This window comes from Nocardioides sp. P4_G10 (genome assembly GCF_056401175.1).
Genome location: NZ_JBFUJV010000011.1, coordinates 117,163 through 136,993 on the forward strand (window position 1 = coordinate 117,163; position 19,831 = coordinate 136,993).

Genomic DNA, 19,831 nt, shown 5'->3' on the forward strand with positions numbered 1-19,831 from the left:
CCCGAGATCGGCACTGACAACTCTGGGCCATGGACGCGCGCAACTTCCCGAGGAGTCAAGGTCACTCCTTCCGATCGGGACGTGACCGGTGCGTCGAGCCGTATAGAGCGCTCACTCCACGTGTGAATTGCCGAGTTGGTCGAGCGAAGCGCGCACCGCGTCCGGCGGAATGTCGAGGATCTGCTCGTCTGCGGCGGACGCCAGGTCTGGGACGGACTCGCCCCGCGCAGGTTCCCGATCTGGGATGCCTGCCCGAGGCACGGCGGGGTCGGCGGCGTGGGCAGCCGCCTCGAAGTAGCGCAGTAGTTCCACCGGGAACGGCAGCACGAGGGTCGAGTTCCTCTCAGCCGCCACCTCGACCATCGTCTGCATCAAGCGCAACTGCAGGGCACCCGGCGTCGCCGTCATCGCCGCCGCGGCTTGCGAGAGCTTCTTGGACGCCTGGTACTCACCGTCGGCCGTGATGACCCGGGAGCGACGCTCCCGCTCGGCCTCCGCCTGCCGCGACATCGACCGCTTCATCGCCTCGGGCAGCGCTACGTCCTTGATCTCCACGCGGTCGACCTCGATACCCCACGGAACGGCCGGACTGTCCAGCATCACCTCGAGGCCCTGATTGAGGCGCTCGCGGTCGGACAGCAAGTCGTCGAGCTCGCTCTTGCCGATGATCGATCGCAGCGAGGTCTGCGCCACCTGCGAGATCGCGTACTGGTAGTCCTGCACCTCGACGACCGCACGCACGGGGTCCATCACTCGGAAGTAGACGACCGCGTCTACCCGCACGGTCACGTTGTCGTGGGTGATGCCGTCCTGGGCGGGGACCGGCATGGTGACGACCTGCATATTGACCCGCGTCATCCGGTCCGCGAAAGGGATCAGCATGGTCGGGCCGGGCCGCCGGACCTCGGGCTGGGCGCGCCCCAGCCGAAACACCACACCACGCTCGATCTGTTTGACCACACGAACGCTGGCCGACAGGCCCACGACGATGAACACGAGCACTGTCGCGAGTACGAAGAGCAGGACGTCCATGACGACCTCCGGGGATGGGTACCGCCTCGTCCTCCAGTTTACGTCGCCCAAACCGATTACGATCCGCCTCACTCGCAAGCCCTGGCTGTCAGCGACCAAGGGATGGCCGAAGACTCGAATGAGAACTCAGGACTATCCGTACGACCCGATGTATACGTCATTCCGCCGCGTGACGTCCGCCCTCGCCAATACGGGGGACATCCGGGTAGATGGACTCTTGTGCGCCGTGCCAATCGCCACGGTGTCGCAAGGGTTGCCCCTGGAGTGCAGCGGCAACCATCATCTCGAGGAACGGGGCAGAGTCATGGGTTTTCAGCAGGTGGACCTCGGGGACGGGGTCGTAGTGATGTTCGAGGTCAGCGATGCCGGCTCCGCCGGGCTTGACGCAGAAGGGCGAGGGTTAGAGCAACTTGAGAAGCTGGCGGTGGGCGCAGACAAGTTGACCCGCGCGTTCCGGGACCGTCTGGCACCCGACGAGGTCGGGCTCGAGGTCTCGGTCGGCATGTCTGCCGAGGTCGGCTGGTTCTTCGCCAAGTCGGAGGCGGAGGCCACGATCACGTTGTCGCTCGCATGGACCAAGGAACCCGCGAGCTAGCCGCAGTCGATCGGACTGTCTGCTTTGGCTGGACACTCGATCGAACCTTCGGCGACCACATGTCCGCCTGGGGAGCACGGCGAACGTGCATCAATCCGCCGCAAATGACGAACCGGCTCTGACCCAGCGTTTCCGCTGGTCAGAGCCGGTTCTCTCGGTCGGGCTGACAGGATTTGAACCTGCGACCCCTTGGCCTCCGACGTATGCGCACTCCCCCGTCGGACTTTTTGCGCGCTAGTGCCGCATTGTGCCCCTGACCTGCGGAAACGCGGGCAACTGCGACCGCAGCGGCGCGGCGCTCTTGATCCGTTCCGCTCAAGTTTGGCGAATTGCGTTGGGGTTTTCGGTACATAAACGTGCCACGGTTCAAGTCGCGGTCCGTCCTTCCTTGAGGAGTCTCTCCTCGGCCAGCTAGGCAAGAACCGATCGGCGGGCACCTTCAAATCGCGCCGGGAGGCGCTCCGATCGGCCAATCGACAAGAGCAGCAGGTCCTCGCTGGCAGCTGGCACGACGCGGGTCAGGGCGAGATCACCTTCCACGACTACGTCGAGCGCGAGTGGCTCCCCCACAAGCACCTCGAGGTGACCACACGCTCCTCGTACATCTCGTATCTGAACAAGCAGTTCTATCCCGCGTTCGGCAACAAAAGACTCAACAAGATCTCGCCGTCAGTCATCCAGGACTGGGTGTCGCCCACCAGGCGTGTCCATGCAGGCGTCACGGCCGCAGGAGATGGGTCGATGGCGCGCACATCTAGCGAACACGAGCGGTCGGGGACTATTCCCTGCTCCCGCGCGGGGCGGGGCCGTTCGTGCAGGACGCGAAGATGTCGTCGAGCAGCTGCCTCCCGGGCGTGCGGCCCACCTCCCGGAACCACTCCGTGCCCAGCACCCGGCGGCGCAGGATCGACGGCAGGCGAAGCAGGAACGCGAGGGTTCGCACGCTGTCCCCGCCGCCGCTCTGGCTCGCGTGCGCCTGCAGCGCGCGGACCTTGGCGCCGAGCTGGGGCCGGACGTCGACCCGGTGGGTCAGATCGGAGTGCGGCGTGTAGGCCGCCGTGAGGTCGGGCATCCGGGGCAGCGGCAGCACCCGGGCGCCCACCCGCAGCAGGCGGGTCGCCCGCAGCAGCAGGTCGCGGTCGACGGTGGCCTCGAGCACGACCGGCGTGCCGGCGAGCCTCGCCGCGCGCTGTCCGACGCGGTGCACCTGGACGTGGTCGGGGTGGCCGTAGCCGCCGGCGGCGTCGTACGTCGTAAGGGCGTCCGCGTCCTCCTCCTCGAGCACCGCAGCCAGGTCGATGGCGACCAGCTCGGGGTCGAGCTCGCAGAAGGGACCACTCCCCCCTCCGACGCGCTGTCCCGGGACCGACCCCGAGTCCGGGTGGCCGAGCAGCACGACCCGCGCGACGCCGAGCGCCTCCGCCGACGCGGCCAGCTCCTCCGAACGGACCCGCGCCAGCGCAGCCGCGTCCGGGTCGTTCGCGGCAAGCCCGGCCTCGCCGCTCGTCGCCACGACAACCACCACCCGGTGCCCCTCGGCCGCCGCGCGGGCGAGGGTGCCGCCGGTCAACAGCCCCTCGTCGTCGGGGTGGGCGTGGAACGAGACGAGGGTGTACGTCATCGCGCGACCACCGCCCGTGCCCCCTGCCGGTCGACCGCGCCGGCGAGGGCGTACACCCGGGCGTGGTCCGACAACGCCTCTGCCCAGCCGAAGCGCGGCGCGACCAGCCGATTGTGTTCGGCGATCCGGGTCCGCAACCGCTCGTCGGCGAGCAGCCGGACGAGCTCGTCGGCCATCTCGCGGTCATCGCGGGCCAGAAGGCCATCCTGCCCGTGCGTCACGAACGACGCCACGCCTGACCGTGCGCTGGCCAGGACGGGCACACCGCTGGCCCGCGCCTCGAGCGCGGCGATGCCGAAGGACTCCCGGTGCGCGGGCGCGAGGAAGACCACGGCACCGGCCAGCCGCTGCCGGATGACGTCGCGCTGCTGGGTGCCGGCGAGCTCGACGACGTCGGCCAGCCCGTGACGATCGACGTACCGCTCCATCGCGGCGCGCTTAGGCCCGTCGCCGATCACGGTCGCGCGGAGGTCCACCTGGCCGGCTGCGCTGCGGAGCACGTCGAGCAGCGGCAGCGCGCGCTTGACGGCGGTGAGGCGCATGACGCTGAGAACCCTCGGCCTGCCGTCGACCGGACCGAGCGGCAGCGGCAGCCAGGCCGAGAGGTCGACCGCGTTGGGCAGAACGTGGACGGGCACGCCGAGCAGGTGTCGCACCGGCTCGGCGGCCGGCTCGCTGACCGCGCTCCACATGACCGGCCAGCGGCCCATCCCCCACAACTCGCGGGTCAGCTCCGGCAGCGGCCCGAGGTGCGTCCACAGCGAGTGGACCGTGACGACAGTCGGCACGCCGGCGTACGACGTCCGCCGCGCGGCGGCCATCGCGAAGGGCGACACCACCGACACGTGCGCCTGCACGACCTCCGCCGACAGGCCGGTCAGCCAGTCGGTCCTCCGGTCGCGGACCCGCATCAGTCCGGGGAGCGACTCACCGGGCGTGGTGGTCACCACCAGGACGTCGTGACCGGCGGCCCGCTGCTGGTCGGCGAGGTCGCGGACGTGGAGCTCGATCCCGCCGACGCGCGGGAGGTAGCAGTCGGTGACGTGGACGACCCTCATGCCGCCACCCGCTGCCGCCAGGTCCAGCCAAGCAGCAGCAGCCCACCGACCGGGATCTCGAGGCCGAAGGTCAGAGCCCGGTAGATCAGCACCGCTGCCGCGACGGCGGCCGCGTTGGCCCCCGGGGCCAGCAGCAGCGCGCCCGCGAGTCCGAGCTCGACCAGTCCGAGGCCGCCCGGGGTGAGTCCGACGAGCGTGGCCAGCCGCTCGACGCAGAAGGCGACGAGCACGACCTGCCACGGGACGCCGGCGCCCGTGACGAGCAGGCAGGCTTGCAGGAGCAGGAAGAGGAGCACCGTGTAGCCGGCCATGCCGATGCTCAGGCGACGCCATCCGGCTCGCACCACGCCCTCCGAGACCCGGCGGGCCCGCTCGACCCGGCCGCCGAACCGAGCAACGGCCCGCGGGTTCGCGAGCACGAAGGCGGCGCCCACGACGACGAGCGGCAGGGCCACGGCGGCCGCCAGCAAGACGTGCTGCAGACCGGCAGGCACGGGCAGCCCAAGCAGGACGAGCGGCACCAGGACCGCGGGGAGGACCAGCTTGGCCACGACGTCCCAGAGGTTGCTCACCACGGTGTAGCCGGCGAAGCAGGCGGGGCTGAAGCCCCAGCGCCGGGTCATCCTGTAATTGAGCGCGACCCCGGCCGCGCCCCCGAGCGGCATGACATTGGCGACGGCGCTGCCGGTCAGGCTGAGCAGCAACGCCCGCCGGTGGGTGAGCCCGGGCAGGGCGGCGGTGAGCGTGATCGTGTGCGCGGCCAGGCCGGCCGCCCACACGAGCACCAGCGTCAGCATGGCCCCGGTGGGGACCGAGGCGAGCGCGGCGGCGACCGCTGCCCAGGGGGCGCCGGCGACGGCCGGGAAGGCGACGACCAGACCACCGACACCCGCGGCCACCCCGACGGCGTACCCCACCAGCCGGCGCCGGCTGCGCACGGGCGTGAGCTCTTCGTCGTCCTGCAGCCCTGCTTCGCGTTCCACTCGACGAGCATCTGCCGCTGGACCTGCACGCGACCTGACAGGAGCGGCTGGGGACGGTCAGGTGGCTTGCAGGTGGTGAGTCCGACAGTTGCACCATGACCACCGGGGACGTGATCGCGGTGTCGGGCAGCATCGGCGCCGCCGCCGGCGCTCTCCCGGTGATGGACCGCGATGGGCGGGACACCGTCCATGCCCCAGCAGTCGCAGCCAGGCGCTTTCCCGTCCTCCCGGTCGAGTGGGTCGCCCTGGTCGTCGCGCTGATTCTCCGGGTCCCCTTCTTGCACGCACCCGCCGCCCCGGACGAGGCCGGGTTCCTGCAGGTCGCCGGCCAGTGGTCGCCCGGGGGCGGCTCCCTGTACGGCCGATACTGGGTCGACCGGCCACCGCTGCTGATCGGGATCTACCAGCTCGCGGCCGCCGCGGGCGGCATCGTGCCGCTGCGTCTGCTCGGATGCGCGGCTGTTGCGGTCACCGTCCTGGCCTGGGCGGCCACTGCCCGGATGGTCGGCGGGCGCGCGGCCGCCCGGTGGAGTGCCGTCATCGCGGCGGCGCTGCTCGTGGCTCCGCAGCTCGGCGCCCAGGAGGTCAACGGCGAGCTGCTTGCCGCGCCGTTCGTAGCCCTCGGTGTCTGGGCGCTCGTCGGAGTCGTCGGCGCACCTCGCACGGCAGCTGCGGCGTGGCGTGCCGCCGCTGCGGGGATGGCCGCGACGGGCGCCGTCCTGGTCAAGCAGAACATCGTGGACGTCTTCGTCTTCGCGGCGGTCCTCTCGGCGGTCCTGGCAGTCCACGCCCCGAGACCGGGCGGCCATCGGTCCGTCCGGACCTCGGCCGTGGTGGGTGGCTTCACGGTCGGCGCTGCGGCCGCGGCGACGATCGTCGGTGGGTGGGCGGTGCTCCACGGCACGTCACTCGCGGACACCTGGCAGGCCATGTACGCGTTCCGCGTGCAGGCCGCGCACGTCGTGGCCGAGGGGGGCGGCAGTGGCTACGCGGAGGTGCGCGCGCTGGAGCTCGGTCAGGAATGGGTGCGGAGTGGCCTCGTCCTGATCACGGTGGCAGTACTGGCCAGCGTGCGGCGCTGGCACCGGGAGCCGGTCATGGTCGCGCTCGTGGCCACGATGGCCTTCGACCTCGCGTCCGCGGCTCTCGGCGGAGGCTACTGGCGCCACTACCTCGTGCAGCTCGTCGTTCCGGCCGCGGTAGCCGTCGGTGTGCTCGCCGGACGGGCGGACCGCGTGGCCAGGGTGGCGACCGTGGGCGCGGCCGGGCTGACCGCGGTGGCCGCGCTCGGGGCCACCTTCGTCGTTCCACCGACGCCGACGGCCGCCACGGTCGGCGCGGCTGTGGCGCGCGCGGGTGAGCCGGGCGACACGCTCACCACCTTGTACGGCGACCCACGCGTCAACCTCGCAGCCGGCATGTCGTCGCCCTACGAGAACCTGTGGAGCCTCCCGACCAGGACGCGCGATCCGCACCTGACCGACCTCCACACCGTCCTGGCCGGGCGACATCGCCCGACCTGGCTGGTCGTCCTGCGACATGTGTCCTCCTGGGGACTCGACACCAGCCGGCTCGCGAGGCTGATCGGGACGCACTACCACCCGGTCGCCGACTGCGGAGGCGTCCACGTCTACCTGCGCCGCCGGGTCTCACGACCGACGCCCACGTGCACCTCCGCCGCGATCGCACTCACCGCCACACGATGGGCGCCGCCCACGACGCTCCGGCGACCCGGCACTGTGAGCCGACGATGATCGACAAGATCCTCCAGGTCCTCACCTTCCTCCCACCCTGGCTCCTCCTCGGCGCGGTCTTCCTCCTGCCGGCGGCCGAGGCTGCGCTCTTCATCGGCCTCGTCGTGCCCGGGGAGACGGCCGTGATCATCGGGGGTGTGGTCGCACACGAGGGGCGAGTGAGCCTGTGGGCCGTGGCCCTGGCGGCAACGGCAGGCGCCATAGCGGGCGACCAGGTCGGCTACCTGGTGGGACGACAATACGGGTCGGGGCTGCTCCAGCGTCTGCCCGAGCGCCTCGTCCGGTCGGGGGACCTCGAGCGCGCCCTGGACCTCCTCGCCCGGCGCGGGGTCATCGCCGTCGCGCTGGGCCGGTGGGTCGCGGCGCTGCGCGCAATGGTCCCCGGCCTTGCCGGCATGAGCGGCCTCGGCCGCACCCGCTTCACCATCGCCAACGTCCTCGGCGGTGCCTTGTGGGCCACCACCGTGGCCGTCGCCGGCTACCTGGCCGGCGCCTCGTACCGGGTCCTGGCAAGCAGGCTGGGCACGGTCGGCGAAGTGCTGGCAGCCCTCCTCCTCGTCGCGCTGGCGGCGAGGTGGTGGCGGCGACGGACCGCGCGGGCGCTACAGGACGAACGCCAGCGCGATCCCGATGATCGCCAACGCCTCGGCCAGGACGAAGCCGAGGATGGCGATCGTCTGCAATCGCTCCTGCGCTTCAGGCTGCCGGGCCGTGCCACTGATGAAGGCAGCGAAGATGAGACCGATGCCGACTCCGGGCCCGATCGCTGACAGTCCGTAACCGACCATGTTGAGTGAACCGCCCATGACAATGTCCTCCTCAGGTAGGGGCTTCTCTCTTTTCATGGTCCGCCTGCTGCGGTGCGCGATCCAGCGCACGTTCTCATGCCTGGTCCGACCCAGCTCCACGGACCCCACACAGTCAGGTTCGAGGCAGGCCGGCTGTCCCACCATCAGTGGGTGGCCCTGTCTCGCTTCGACGATGAACGCTTCCCGCTGGCAGCGCTGCTCCTGTCCTCCGCGCTCGTCTTCGCATGGGACCTGGACGTCTCAGGCACTGCGAACGTCTACTACTCGGCGGCCGCACAGGCTGGAGCCGAGTCGTGGAAGGCGATGTTCTTCGGGTCGCTCGACGCCGCCAACGCCGTCACCGTCGACAAGCCACCGTTCGCGCTGTGGCCGATGGACTTGTCAGTGCGGATGTTCGGACTCACGTCGTGGAGCGTCCTGCTCCCCCAGGCGGTCGAGGGGGTCGCTTGCGTGGCGGTTCTCTATGCCTGTGTACGACGTTCGACAGGGGCCGTCATGCCGGCCGTGCTCGCCGGCGTCGCCTTCACCCTCACCCCGGTCGTCGCGCTGGTGTTCCGCTACAACAATCCGGACGCGATGCTCACCCTGCTGCTGGTGGGCGCTGGGTACGCCACGCTGCGATCACTCGACGGTCACCGGTCGACTCGTTGGATCGCGCTTGCTGGAGCCCTGTGCGGACTGGGATTCCTCACGAAGATGCTGGAAGGGCTCATCGTCGTGCCCGCCCTCGCACTCACGTTCCTCGTCCACGGCCGAGGTCGACTCGTGTCGCGACTCGGCAGTCTCACGATCGCGGGGATCTCGCTCGGAGCGGTGGCCGGTTGGTGGGTCGCGATCGTCGCGCTGTGGCCCGTGGTCGCACGTCCGTTCATCGGCGGCTCGTCGAGCAACTCCATCGTCCAGCTGGCGTGGGGCTACAACGGTGTGGAGCGCATCACCGGCTCCTCGGGCGGCGGACTGGCGTCATCCAACCTCGACCGGATCGGTCGCACCGACGTCGGTACCGAGGTGATGTGGCTCGTCCCGGCAGCGGTGATCCTCGGTGGTCTCGCCTGGACGACGAGCCGCGAGCGATCGGTTGCGGCCGACGTCCGCGCGGGCTTGACAATGTGGACCTCATGGTTCGTCACCTACGCCACGACGTTCGCTGTCATGGCCGGGATCTTCCATTCCTACTACACCGTCGTGCTCGCGCCGCCGATCGCTGCGGTGCTCGGCACGGGGGCGTGGACGGCGTGGAAGCGCCGCAACCAGCGCGGCGTGCAGCTGCTGCTGGTCGGGACGACACTCGTGACGTCGACGCTGGCTGTCGCCTCGATGGGGGCGGACGGCTCCTACCTCGCGTGGACTGCCGCTCCGATCTTCCTTGTCGGCCTCCTGACTGCTGCGCTCGCCCATGCCAGGACGCGCGCCCCGCTGACGGCGGGAGTGGCAGTCGCGATGGTGGTAGTCGCACTGCTCGCACCCGCCGTCTTCGTCCTCGAGACGATACGCCTGGCCCACGTCGGGTCCGGTCCGATGGCTGGGCCGGGCCACGGCGCTCCCGAGGCCGCCCCGGTGGCCGCTTCCAGCCCGGTCCGCCCGGGCGCCGACCTCTATCGAACCCTCAGCACGTCGGCAGTCACGGCAGTCGTGTCGGACGCTGAGCACTACACCTGGGCAGCGGCTGCGATGGGGGCGCGATCTGCCGCCGCCTGGCAGGTGGCAACGGGACGCCCGGTCATGGCCATCGGAGGCTACAAGGGCACAGACCCGATCCCGACCCTCACGCGGTTCCAGGCGCTCGCGTGGTCGGGCCGGATCCACTGGTTGATCCCCGGCGGGACGTACGGGCCAGCCGCCCAGGCGATCGAGGCATGGGTGGCGCCTCGATTCCGCGCCGTGAGCGTGGACGGACGCCTCATGTACGACCTCAGCGATGACGCGGCCAGCAACACCACGGCCCAGCCGAGCGTCACCGCCGCCCCGGCTCCAGCCGTTCGGTGAGCTCCCGCGTGCCTCTCGACACTGACGCGACGGCGTACAGGGGGCGGCCCTGGGCCTCGACGTAGACCCGCCCGAGATAGCTGCCGATCACGCCCATCATCACCAGCTGGAGGCCGCTGAGTAGGAACATCCCCACGCCCAGGAAGGCCCATCCCGGCACGGCCTGGTCCGGGTCGAAGACGCGGACGCCGAAGGCATAGGCGGCGAGGCCCACGCTCACGATGGAGATCAGCACCCCGATGCGACTGATCATCCGGAGCGGCATGGTGGAGAACCCGAGAAGTCCGCTCGCGGCGAGCCTCATCATCGCGCGAAGCGGATAACCGGACGTCCCGGTCGTGCGCGCCGCGCGGTCGTAGACGACGGCCTCCTGACGGAAGCCGATCTGGGCGACGATCCCGCGCAGGAACCGGTCGTGCTCGCGATAGCGCGCCAGCTCCCGGACCACCCGCCTGTCCATCAGCCGGAAGTCACCGACGTCGCGCGGGATGTCGACATCCGAGACCCGGTTGAGCAGCCAGTAGAACGTCGACGCAGTGGCCCTCTTGAACCACGTGTCCTGGCGCTTCCGTCGCTGGCCGTAGACGACATCCACCCCGTTCTCCCACAGCGGCAGCATCCGCAGGCTCACCGCCGGCGGGTCCTGGCCGTCGGTATCCATCACGACGACAGCATCGACGTCCACACAGGCGTCGAGACCTGCCGTCACCGCCACCTGGTGGCCGTGGTTGCGTGCGAGGGCCACCACCGTGACTCGTGCATCGGTCTCCCGCAGAGCCAGCAGTCGAGACAGCGAGTCGTCGCGGCTCCCGTCGTCGATGTAGACGAACTCGACGTCGAGGTCCGGTCGGCAGGCGGCGACCTCGACGAGGTCGGCATGGAACGCTTCGATGCCCTCCGCCTCGTTGTACACGGGAAGGACGTACGCCACGGACGGGCGACGATCGGGGCCCATCACGTGACCTCTCCTTCAGGTCGCAGGGTCGCGGCACGTCCTCGCTGTTCCTTCTCCACGATCACAGGATGTGCCGGCGGACCTGCCCACCACCTGACCGTCCGCGCCGGGTCGGTCGTGGCGGTGAGTGCGGAACGCTCCTGGAGCCATCGGTCTGGAGCCTGCCTCATCCAGCACGCGTGCGGCGTCATGAGGCGACCCACCGTATCCACGCGCCTCACCACAGTCAGGTCCATGGCAGGTTGAGCCCCCTAGCGTCCGCCACGTGCTCGACGTGTCAGCTGCGCTCACCGGCCCCAGTGGTCCCATCTCCCCGCTCGGAGGAGAGGGGACGAACGACGCCCCGGCCTGTGACCTGACCGGGGCGCCGCGTTGAACCGGGTGCTGCTCGAGAAGGCCTACTCAGCCGAGGACGTGTCCGAGGCGTCCTGGTGCCCGGGCTCGTTGGGGTCGGCGTCCGGACCGGTGTCGGTGGCGTCGTCATTGGTCTCGCCATCGGACTGGTCGTCGGCGGTCTCGCCCTGTTCAGGACCCTCGTTGGCCTCGTCGACCTCGTCGGCCTCGTTCTGCTCCGGACCCTCGTTCTTCTGGTCGGCCTCGTTCTCCTGCGCGTCGGGTACCTCCCCGTCGCCATCGGACGTCTGCGTCGTCGAGGAGCTGCCGCCGGACGAGTCGTTGTCGGCCGCGTTGGCGCCGACGAGGCCGCCGATGCCAAGTGCGCCAACGATCGAGGCGGCCGCGATGACCGCCGCGTTGCGACGGAACCGACCGGACATGGTGGACTTCATGGGATCTCCTGGTGCTCTCGTGGGTGGGTCGGTCAGATGTGTTCCACCCTGCCGATCCATGCCTGTGACCCGGCTGAGAGACGCTGAGAGGACTCACAGCCGTCGTGAGCCCGAGATGGCGAGAATGCCGCCATGCGCATCCTGATGGTCGAGGACTCGGGTGCCATGGCCCGTGCGGTCAAGCGAGGCCTCGATGCCGAGGGTCTGCTCACCGATATCGCGGCCGACGGCCAGACCGGACTGGAGATGGCCCTCAGCAGCTCGTACGACGCCGTGGTCCTCGACATCATGCTTCCGCGGCTGAACGGCTACGACGTGTGCCGTGGGTTGCGTGCCGCCGACGTCTGGACACCCGTGATGATGCTGAGCGCCAAGGACGGTGAGTACGACCAGGTCGACGCCTTCGACCTCGGCGCCGACGACTACCTCGTCAAGCCGTTCGCCTTCCCCGTCCTCGTCGCCCGGCTGCGAGCTCTCATCCGCCGCGGCGGCGTCGCCCGCCCACCGATCATCACCGCAGGCGACCTCAGCCTGGACCCCTCGACGCGACAGGTATGCCGCGGCGGCGTCGTCATCGAGCTCACCCCGCGCGAGTACGGCCTCCTGCACTTCCTGATGCGGCATCGGGGCATGGTCGTCTCCAAGCTCGACATCCTCCAGAACGTCTGGGACTCACAGCACGACGGGACCGACGCCGGCGAGAACGCCGTCGAGGTGTACGTGGGCTACCTCCGGCGAAAGGTCGACCAGCCGTTCGGCCTGCACGCCATCCAGACCGTGCGGGGTGCGGGCTACCGCCTCGCCGCCGACGGCGGCTGACGTGTGGCACCGATGGTCGCTGCGGACCCGCACCACGGCCGCCGCCATGGCGGCAATCGCGCCCGTGCTGCTGGTCGCGGGCTCCGCCGGGATCTGGCTCCAGCGAGCAGATCTCACGGCCGGCATCGCATCGCTGGCGGAAGACCAGGCCCGCAACCTCGCAGCTGACGCACCTGACGAAGCAGGTGTAGAGCTCGGAGGTGAGGAGTCGATCGTGCAGGTCGTCTCCCTGACCACCGGTCAGGTCGAGGCCGGGTCGGCGGACGCCACCGAACCGCTCGTGCCCGCGCCGTCCGGATCCCAGCCCGAGCACCATCAGATCGCCGATCCGATTCCGGACGAACCAGACCGCTACGAAGCGGTCGCTCTGCGCAGCGCTGACGGCACGTCGTACGTCGTGGTTGCACGGAGCCTCGAGTCGGTGGACGCCGCCGCTGCCTCCACGAGCCTGATCCTGTTGATCGGCGGGATGCTCGTGCTGCTGACGACCGGCACCCTCACGTGGGTCGCCACCGGACGGGCACTCACGCCCGTGGAGTCGATGCGGAGGCGCGCAGAGACGATCACCGCCGAAGATCTTGCGGGTCGGCTCCCCGTCCCGGAGACGCAGGACGAGCTGGCCCGGCTCGCGACAACCCTCAACGACCTCCTCGCTCGGGTGGACAGGTCCACCCGAAAGGAACGCCAGTTCGTGGCCGACGCCTCGCACGAGCTGCGCAGCCCCGTCGCCACCATCCGTGCACTGCTCGAGTCCGACCAGCTGAGTCCCCACCCCGGCGGACGGGACGGGCTCAGGGACGAGATCCTCGCGGAGACCGACCGTCTCACCGCTGTGGTCAACGATCTGTTGACACTCGCCCGCGGGGACGCGCGCATGCCGACGAAACCGCAGCCGATCGACCTGACGGTCCTGGTCACCGGCGAGGCACGACGAGCAAGGAAACAGCGTGTGACGACGCAGATCGAGGCCGGACTCGTGGTCGAGGGCGACGCGGACCTCCTCAAGGTCGCTGTCCGCAACCTGCTCGACAACGCCGGGCGGTATGCCCAGCGGACAGTCAGCGTGACTGCCACCACTGCTCGCGGACACGTGCTGGTCTCTGTGACCGACGACGGGCCCGGCGTGCCCGTTGCGGATCGGGATCGGATCTTCGAGCGGTTCGTCCGTCTCGACGACAGTCGCAGTCGCGCGAACGGTGGATCCGGTCTCGGGCTGGCGATCACGCGGCAGATCGCCGACCGGCATGGGGGAACGGTGTTCGTCACACCTGGGTCGGCGGGCTCGGACCCTCCCGGCGCCCGGTTCGTACTGGCGCTTCCCGATGCCAGTACGCAGAAAGCCCCCCAGGATCGAGCCCTGGAGCAGTGAGACGATGAACGACCGAGGTGACGTCCACCCCGACCGGCCCCGCAGACCTGGGGCCTGGGTCGTCCTGGTGACCGCAGTCGTTCTCCTGGCTGCGGCCTGCGGGACAGGTACGCGCGCGACCGGGCCGGCGACGTCGCCGACCCCGACAACGGAACACGCGACACAGGTGAGCAAGATCGTGGTGTTTGTCGTGGAGAACCACTCTCGGGACCAGATGCTCGCCCAGATGCCGTTCACCCGTGGCTTGGCAAGGACCTACGGGTACGCCACCCGCTACACCGCGATGACCCACCCGTCGTTGCCCAACTACCTCGCGATCGCGAGCGGTTCGACGCAGGGGGTGATCGATGATCGCAACCCCGCATCGCATGTCCTGCGGGGCCCCACGGTGCTCGGCCAGGCAGTGAGCTCCGGCCACACGGCAGCGGTGTTCGCCGAGGGCATGGCCGAGAACTGCGCTTCGACCAACAGGGGTTCTCGCTACGCGGTCAGGCACAACCCGTGGGTCTACTTCCGGGACGAGCGCAACCTGTGCCAGCACCACGACGTCCCTCTCGGCGATCTGCCGTCAACGATCAATAGCGGTCGACTCCCGACGGTGTCGCTGGTGATCCCCGACCTGTGCCACGACGCCCACGACTGCTCGCCTGCGTCGGCGGACGCCTGGCTCGCCAGGCATGTCACGTCGTTGACGGCAGGCTCCGAGTGGAGGTCCGGTCGGCTGGCCATCGTGGTGACAGCGGACGAGGACGACGAGCACCACGGCAACAACGTCTTGACGGTGGTGGCCCACCCCGCGCTCCACGGCACGGTCGTGACAGAGCCACTGAACCACCTCTCCCTGTCGCGCTCCCTCTCGGCGGTCAGCGGTAGCCCCGCCCTGAACCAGGCGGCGGGCGCCTCGTCCCTGCTCCACGCCTTCGGGCTCACGGCGGCGCCCCAGCGCCGTGGCTCCGACCAGTGACGACCGAGCGCCGGAGTCCGCGTCGTACCCAGTCAGGTTGCGGTCAGGTGGCGAGCTCCATCGTGGTGCGCATGAGCACCGACACCGCCACCCACCGTCTGGCGAACAAGGTCCCCGAGGTCATCCTCTGGTTCTGGGTCATCAAGATCCTGTGCACCACCGTGGGAGAGAGCCTCGCCGACTACATCAACGAGACCCTCGGCCTCGGCCTGACCAACACCACGCTGCTCTTCGGCGCGGCCCTGGTCATCGCGTTGGTGATCCAGTTCCGACAGGCGCGCTACGTCCCGTGGATCTACTGGCTCGCGGTGGTGCTGATCAGCGTCGTGGGCACCTTGCTCACCGACAACCTCACCGACGCGCGAGGCGTACCGCTGTGGGTCAGCTCGGTGACGTTCTCCGTCCTCCTCGCCGTCGTCTTCAGCCTCTGGTACGCCCGTGAGCGCACGCTGTCGATCCACTCGATCAACACGACCCAGCGCGAGGCCTGGTACTGGCTGGTCGTGCTCGTGACCTTCGCCCTGGGCACCGCCGTCGGCGACTGGACCCTCGAGCTCACCGGCTGGGGCCCCGGCCCCTCGATCCTGCTCCCCGCGGGTCTCATCGCCGCCGTCTTCATCGGATGGCGAACCGGCCTCATGGGTCCGGTGCTCTCCTTCTGGCTGGCCTACATCCTCACCCGCCCACTGGGTGCCAACATCGGCGACTTCCTCTCCGCCCCCCGCGACGAGGGCGGACTCGGCCTCGGCACCTTGTGGACCTCCCTGCTCTTCCTGGGCGCCATCACCGCCACCGTGGTCTACCTCACCATCACCAAGGTCGACCGCACCGAGGAACAACCGCGACTCATCGAGGACCGGCCCACCACCTGACACCACCTGATCACCAGGAGAAGACCCGTGAACGACACCCACCCCCGCCGCGTGCTGATCGTCACCGACACCGCTGAACCCACCCCCGAGCTGCTCGACGCGATCCGGCACAAGACGGCGCAGACCCCGACGCAGTTCCGCGTCGTCGTCCCCAACCCCGCTCGCGCGGAGGTCCACCTCCTCCACCCCGAACGCCACGACAAGGCCGCCGCAGCCGAGCACGTCCTGCGTGCCACGCTCCCCGAGCTCGAACGAGCCGCCGCAGGCCACGTCGTCGGCTCCGTCTCAGTCCAGCACGACCCGATGGACACCCTGGAGCACGTCCTGCACGCGGAACCGATCGACGAGATCCTGCTCGCAGTCCACGAACACGCGCTCACGATCCGTCTCCACCAAGACCTCCAGCACCGCCTGGGACACCTCGGCATCCCGGTCACCGTCATCGGCCACACAACCACCGCAGGCACGCCCTAAATGTGTCGGACACGGACGTTGGCGACGATCCGGTTCCTCTGAAGGAGGGCCGGCGCTCGGTGTCGGGGGAGAACAGGCTTCCGCCGGCTGTCGCAGTGGTCGTTGCCATCGTGGTGTACGCGCTTCTCCCAGGCTCGTTGCTGTTCACCCATCGCTTGGCGACGCCGATCGTGGAGCTGCTCCTCCTTGTCGCGTTGGTGGCGACGAATCCTCGTCGCATGACGAGGGAGACGCGGTGGTCGAGATGGGCCTCGATCGGCCTGGCGGGCCTGATGATCCTCACCAACCTGGGCTCGCTGGGGTTGCTGGTGTCCACCCTGTCCCACAGCTCGTCGAGTGGGAGCCATCTGCTCGTGGGAGCGATGCAGATTTGGGTCACCAACGTCATTGGCTTCGGTCTGCTGTCTGGGAGCTGGACCGGGGTGGACCAGTTGCTCGCCGCCGCGTGGAACGCTCGAAGATGCCGTCTGCTGACTGGCGGTTCTCCCAGGACGAGAACGCCGCCGCCGTGATCGAGGTCAGTCGAACGTCCAGCGAGTCGGGCGGATGGATCCCGAACTTCGTCGACTACCTCTACGTGTCCTTGACCAACTCCTCTGCCTTCAGCCCGACCGACACGATGCCCCTGACCAGCCGGGCGAAGATCCTGATGGGCATCCAGGCCACCGCCGCGCTCCTCGTCACGCTGGTCGTGGTCTCGTTCGCGGTCGGCTCGCTGGGCGCCTGACTCTCCCGCGAGCCCGGCGCGGGGTCCTGACCTGTTCGAGGCAGTGGCGTCGAGTGGCTTGAAGAGGCCTGTGCGCCCGGCCGCCGAGCCGTCACGCCGCTGGAACCGCTGATGTCAGTCCGGCCGATGGGCCAGCACGGCAGCGTGGTCGGAAGCAGTGCGGACGAGTGAGACCGCACTGGCCGGGACCGCGCCGAACACGTCGTCGATCTTGCGGCTCGACCCGAGCGTCCCGACCGGGTCATCGCGGCGACCGGCCCACGCTGACACGAGCCCGGGAAGCGCGAAGCCGTCGAAGTTCGAGTCGCCCATGGCAATGACCGCGTCATCGGCGGCCAGCCGCCGGGTGACCAAAGCACCGAGGCGTCGGGTCTCGCTCACATGGCGGCGGGTGAGCAGGGGACGGTCGGCACGGTAGGTGCCGCGCGCCTGGGCTCCAGGGACGAGGTGGTAGTTGAGCACGCTCGTCGCCGAGCCGGTGGCTCGCTCGAGGAGACGCACGAGCGTCGTCACACGTGGCGGCAGGATGCGGATGGGTCTGGCGCCGCGATCGGCGAGGCCCACCCGGCCGACGAGGCTCAGACCGTGCCCAAGAAGCGCGAAGCGCTCTCGGCGGAATCCCACCGCGTTCCCGCCGTAGAGCGGCGCGACCCATGTGTAGGCGACGTGAGCTCGGAGGATCGGGCGACGCGTGGGGCCCCATTCCTGCAAGCCGACGACATCGGGGCCGTGCTCGAGCACCGAGGCGAGCGCCTCCGCCGCGCGGTCGCGGTCCAGACGATCGAGGATGTTCGCGGTCGCGACGAGCACCCAGCCACAGTAGGGCGCTGGGCCACGCGGGATCACCGGCGCCCGACACCCAGGGGCCCCACGCCGCCGGCGCGATGGACGGGCCGCAGTACCTGCAGGACCACTACGTTGACCGAGTGAAGTACGGCGACCGTCACGTCTGGCAGCTTTGGGAAGGGGGCACCCGATGGAGATCCTGGTGGCAGAGGCCCACGTGCGACTCGCCGGCCTGTTCGAGGAGTCGCTCGGCGAGAAGGGGTGGCAGGTCGAGGTCGTGCATAACGGCCGCGTCGCCTACGACCAGCTCCTGTACGACACCAGCTTCGACGTCGTGCTGCTCGACTGGATGCTGCCGGGGATGCCGGCCGCCCGGCTCCACCGAGGTGCGCGCATGGTCTGTGCATGACGGTCACGGTGCTCCTGCCGACCGGAGCCGAGCCAACAGACCTCGCGAGCCCGTGAGCGCGCCGCAGCAGCAAGCCAGCGCCCGTACGTGGACGGCGTCTGCAACGTGGACGAGCGCCGCACGGCTGTGGCTTCTTGTCAGCGCCTTCGTCGCCGTTGGCACCATCCGGTCGGTCCAGGTGGGGATCCCGTTCCGCGACCCGAACGGGGCCCTTCTGACGAGCCGGATCGCCCTCACCGCAGCTGCCTTCGTCGGGCTCGTCGTTCTCGACGGACTCCTCCGCAACGACGGCCGCCGGACCCTCCCGCGCGTGTGGACGACCATCCGCGAGCGGTGGACAGCAGGCAGGATCGCCCTCGCATGGACGGCGCTGCTCGCGTACCACCTGACCTACCTCACCTACCGCAACCTGAAGAGCTGGGACGTCCTGAACGTCCCGCGTGACGCGATGCTGACCGAGTGGGACCGGTGGCTGTTCCTCGGGCACAGCCCGGCAGTGCTGCTGCACGACCTCCTGGGCCAAAGCGCCGCGCCATGGGTGCTGACAGCCTGGTACGAGTCCTTCGGGACCCTGGTCATCCTCTCCTTCCCGGCAGCCGTGGTGCTGGCCACGCGGATGCGCGACGCCCTGGTCGGGATCGCGGCCTTCGTCTGGGTCTGGATCCTCGGCACGGCGACCTACTACCTGATCCCCTCGTTGGGGCCCTTCCACGCCGAGCCCGGCGACTTCGCCGGCCTGCCGCACATGGTGATCCAGAGCACCCAGGCTCGCTACCTGGCGCAGCGCGACCACCTGCTGGCCCACCCGCACGCCCCCGACGCGTTCGCCCAGGTCTCGGCGTTCGCCAGCCTGCACGTCGGCGTCACGGCGACGATCCTCGGGCTCGCGTGGTGGCACCGGCGTCGTCGCACCGCGATCGCGCTCGCCGTGTTCCTGGCCGGGACCATGGTGGCCACGGTCTACCTGGGCTGGCACTTCGCCGTCGACGTCCCAGCCGGCCTGGCGATCGCCTCCCTCGCCTGGTGGCTCGCGCCCCGCACGGTGGGCGTCCGTGGCCGCCCTCCGTCCGGCGCCCGACCGCACCCTGAGCAGGCGCGATCCGCCGGCGTCGGACCGCACCTCTTCCCAGCAGAGCCACGCGGAACCGGTCACATCGAGAGGGTGTCAGGACATGGACGTGGCACGAGGCGATCCGGCTCAAAACGCAAGTAGCCCCTGGCCAGCGTTTCCGCTGGTCAGGGGCTACTTCTCGGTCGGGCTGACAGGATCGAACCTGCGATCCCTTGGCCTCCGGCGTATGGTCACTCCCCCGTCGAGATTTTTGCGCGCTGCTGCCGCATTGTGCCCTTGACCTGCGGAAACGCGGCCAACTGGGACCGCAGTGGACCAGCACTCTTGATCCGTTCCGCTGAGGTTTGGCGAATTGCGCTTGGGTTTTCGGTACATGAACGTGCCACGGTTCAAGTCGCGGTCGGTCCTCTTGTGGAGCCTCAACTCGATCAGTTCATCCCGCACCCGGGTCGCGAAGCGTTGGACAGATGACCTGTGGCCAACCGGGCTCTAGTTCCTCCTTGTAGGCGAGTCTGACCTCTCCGGCGGTGTCCGATGGGTGGCACGCTAGATCCCATGTGCGAACAGGATCCGTGGAAGTCAGCAGAGGGCAGATTCAGGGAGTCGTTGCAACGCGGTTGAGATCTTCTTGGATCAACGTAGTCAGGCGTTCGCGGGGTGTGTAGTAGCCCAGGCGTTTGCGGGGACGGTCGTTGAGCTCGTCAGCGATGGTCTGCAGGTCGGTGGCGCTGTGGACCGATAGGTCGGTGCCTTTGGGG

20 protein-coding genes and 3 pseudogenes are annotated in these 19,831 nt (G+C 69.5%); 14 read left to right on the plus strand and 9 right to left on the minus strand.

Going from position 1 to position 19,831, the window contains the following annotated elements; genetic code table 11:
* Window positions 1–111: 111 nt before the first annotated feature.
* On the minus strand, window positions 112–1,032 hold the full coding sequence (locus AC1DP1_RS13300) for a slipin family protein (RefSeq protein WP_477507240.1): 921 nt from the start codon (window positions 1,030–1,032) through the stop codon (window positions 112–114).
* On the opposite strand from AC1DP1_RS13300, the gene AC1DP1_RS13305 reads away from it, so the two are divergent.
* Both AC1DP1_RS13305 and AC1DP1_RS13310 read left to right on the plus strand, forming a co-directional pair.
* Window positions 1,031–1,627, plus strand: a complete 597-nt coding sequence (locus tag AC1DP1_RS13305) for a CU044_2847 family protein (protein ID WP_477507241.1) — start codon at window positions 1,031–1,033, stop codon at window positions 1,625–1,627. The genes AC1DP1_RS13300 and AC1DP1_RS13305 overlap by 2 nt on opposite strands.
* Window positions 1,628–2,155: 528 nt before the next feature.
* Window positions 2,156–2,308: pseudogene (locus tag AC1DP1_RS13310) on the plus strand (tyrosine-type recombinase/integrase); the annotation flags it as partial.
* A 97-nt stretch (window positions 2,309–2,405) separates the two neighbouring features.
* Here AC1DP1_RS13310 and AC1DP1_RS13315 read toward each other — a convergent pair.
* The 3 genes from AC1DP1_RS13315 to AC1DP1_RS13325 are packed head-to-tail and all read right to left on the minus strand — an operon-like array spanning window position 2,406 to window position 5,289.
* Window positions 2,406–3,248: a PIG-L deacetylase family protein gene (locus tag AC1DP1_RS13315; RefSeq protein WP_477507242.1), complete on the minus strand. Its 843-nt coding sequence runs from the start codon at window positions 3,246–3,248 to the stop codon at window positions 2,406–2,408.
* Complete coding sequence (locus AC1DP1_RS13320; RefSeq protein WP_477507243.1) at window positions 3,245–4,306, minus strand: glycosyltransferase family 4 protein; 1,062 nt, start codon at window positions 4,304–4,306, stop codon at window positions 3,245–3,247. Before AC1DP1_RS13320 ends, AC1DP1_RS13315 begins: the two co-directional genes overlap by 4 nt.
* Window positions 4,303–5,289 (minus strand): lysylphosphatidylglycerol synthase domain-containing protein, encoded by a 987-nt coding sequence (locus AC1DP1_RS13325; protein WP_477507244.1) that lies wholly within the window; start codon window positions 5,287–5,289, stop codon window positions 4,303–4,305. The genes AC1DP1_RS13320 and AC1DP1_RS13325 overlap by 4 nt, the downstream gene beginning before the upstream one ends.
* A 95-nt stretch (window positions 5,290–5,384) precedes the next feature.
* Between AC1DP1_RS13325 and AC1DP1_RS13330 the strand changes: the two genes are divergently transcribed.
* Window positions 5,385–7,043 carry a hypothetical protein gene (locus AC1DP1_RS13330; protein WP_477507245.1) on the plus strand — a complete coding sequence of 553 codons (1,659 nt, stop codon included), beginning with the start codon at window positions 5,385–5,387 and terminating at the stop codon, window positions 7,041–7,043.
* Window positions 7,040–7,513: pseudogene (locus tag AC1DP1_RS13335) on the plus strand (DedA family protein); the annotation flags it as partial. The gene AC1DP1_RS13330 and the pseudogene AC1DP1_RS13335, both read left to right, overlap by 4 nt.
* 132 nt (window positions 7,514–7,645) lie before the next feature.
* Here the strand turns inward: AC1DP1_RS13335 and atpE are convergent.
* Window positions 7,646–7,849: an ATP synthase F0 subunit C gene (gene atpE / locus AC1DP1_RS13340; RefSeq protein WP_477507262.1), complete on the minus strand. Its 204-nt coding sequence runs from the start codon at window positions 7,847–7,849 to the stop codon at window positions 7,646–7,648.
* Between the two features lie 153 nt (window positions 7,850–8,002).
* Between atpE and AC1DP1_RS13345 the strand changes: the two genes are divergently transcribed.
* Entirely contained in the window at window positions 8,003–9,838 is a 1,836-nt protein-coding gene (locus tag AC1DP1_RS13345) for a glycosyltransferase family 39 protein (protein WP_477507246.1), read from the plus strand.
* On the opposite strand, the gene AC1DP1_RS13350 is transcribed toward AC1DP1_RS13345, so the two are convergent.
* Window positions 9,807–10,793: a glycosyltransferase family 2 protein gene (locus AC1DP1_RS13350; RefSeq protein ID WP_477507263.1), complete on the minus strand. Its 987-nt coding sequence runs from the start codon at window positions 10,791–10,793 to the stop codon at window positions 9,807–9,809. The genes AC1DP1_RS13345 and AC1DP1_RS13350 overlap by 32 nt on opposite strands.
* Before the next feature lie 398 nt (window positions 10,794–11,191).
* Window positions 11,192–11,581 carry a hypothetical protein gene (locus tag AC1DP1_RS13355; protein ID WP_477507247.1) on the minus strand — a complete coding sequence of 130 codons (390 nt, stop codon included), beginning with the start codon at window positions 11,579–11,581 and terminating at the stop codon, window positions 11,192–11,194.
* A 132-nt stretch (window positions 11,582–11,713) separates the two neighbouring features.
* Between AC1DP1_RS13355 and AC1DP1_RS13360 the strand changes: the two genes are divergently transcribed.
* The 7 genes from AC1DP1_RS13360 to AC1DP1_RS13390 all read left to right on the plus strand — a co-directional run bounded on the left by AC1DP1_RS13360 (window position 11,714) and on the right by AC1DP1_RS13390 (window position 16,806).
* The gene (locus tag AC1DP1_RS13360; RefSeq protein WP_477507248.1) at window positions 11,714–12,400 is read left to right on the plus strand and encodes a response regulator transcription factor; all 687 of its coding nucleotides are present in this window, start codon (window positions 11,714–11,716) and stop codon (window positions 12,398–12,400) included.
* A 46-nt stretch (window positions 12,401–12,446) separates the two neighbouring features.
* A complete protein-coding gene (locus AC1DP1_RS13365; protein ID WP_477507249.1) occupies window positions 12,447–13,769 on the plus strand; it encodes a sensor histidine kinase in 1,323 nt (440 codons plus the stop codon).
* Window positions 13,770–13,935: 166 nt separating this feature from the next.
* On the plus strand, window positions 13,936–14,733 hold the full coding sequence (locus AC1DP1_RS13370) for an alkaline phosphatase family protein (RefSeq protein ID WP_477507250.1): 798 nt from the start codon (window positions 13,936–13,938) through the stop codon (window positions 14,731–14,733).
* A 71-nt stretch (window positions 14,734–14,804) separates the two neighbouring features.
* A complete protein-coding gene (locus tag AC1DP1_RS13375; protein WP_477507251.1) occupies window positions 14,805–15,605 on the plus strand; it encodes a COG4705 family protein in 801 nt (266 codons plus the stop codon).
* A gap of 27 nt (window positions 15,606–15,632) precedes the next feature.
* On the plus strand, window positions 15,633–16,079 hold the full coding sequence (locus AC1DP1_RS13380; RefSeq protein WP_477507252.1) for a hypothetical protein: 447 nt from the start codon (window positions 15,633–15,635) through the stop codon (window positions 16,077–16,079).
* Between the two features lie 2 nt (window positions 16,080–16,081).
* On the plus strand, window positions 16,082–16,591 hold the full coding sequence (locus AC1DP1_RS13385) for a hypothetical protein (protein WP_477507253.1): 510 nt from the start codon (window positions 16,082–16,084) through the stop codon (window positions 16,589–16,591).
* Window positions 16,540–16,806, plus strand: a complete 267-nt coding sequence (locus tag AC1DP1_RS13390) for a hypothetical protein (RefSeq protein ID WP_477507254.1) — start codon at window positions 16,540–16,542, stop codon at window positions 16,804–16,806. The genes AC1DP1_RS13385 and AC1DP1_RS13390 overlap by 52 nt, the downstream gene beginning before the upstream one ends.
* 114 nt (window positions 16,807–16,920) lie before the next feature.
* On the opposite strand, the gene AC1DP1_RS13395 is transcribed toward AC1DP1_RS13390, so the two are convergent.
* A complete protein-coding gene (locus tag AC1DP1_RS13395) occupies window positions 16,921–17,616 on the minus strand; it encodes an endonuclease/exonuclease/phosphatase family protein (RefSeq protein ID WP_477507255.1) in 696 nt (231 codons plus the stop codon).
* Between the two features lie 166 nt (window positions 17,617–17,782).
* On the opposite strand from AC1DP1_RS13395, the gene AC1DP1_RS13400 reads away from it, so the two are divergent.
* Together AC1DP1_RS13400 and AC1DP1_RS13405 are read left to right on the plus strand one after the other, a co-directional pair.
* Window positions 17,783–18,001: a hypothetical protein gene (locus AC1DP1_RS13400; RefSeq protein ID WP_477507256.1), complete on the plus strand. Its 219-nt coding sequence runs from the start codon at window positions 17,783–17,785 to the stop codon at window positions 17,999–18,001.
* A 178-nt stretch (window positions 18,002–18,179) separates the two neighbouring features.
* Window positions 18,180–19,214 carry a phosphatase PAP2 family protein gene (locus tag AC1DP1_RS13405; protein ID WP_477507257.1) on the plus strand — a complete coding sequence of 345 codons (1,035 nt, stop codon included), beginning with the start codon at window positions 18,180–18,182 and terminating at the stop codon, window positions 19,212–19,214.
* Window positions 19,215–19,668: 454 nt separating this feature from the next.
* Here AC1DP1_RS13405 and AC1DP1_RS13410 read toward each other — a convergent pair.
* Window positions 19,669–19,831, minus strand: a pseudogene (locus AC1DP1_RS13410) (IS30 family transposase); the annotation flags it as partial.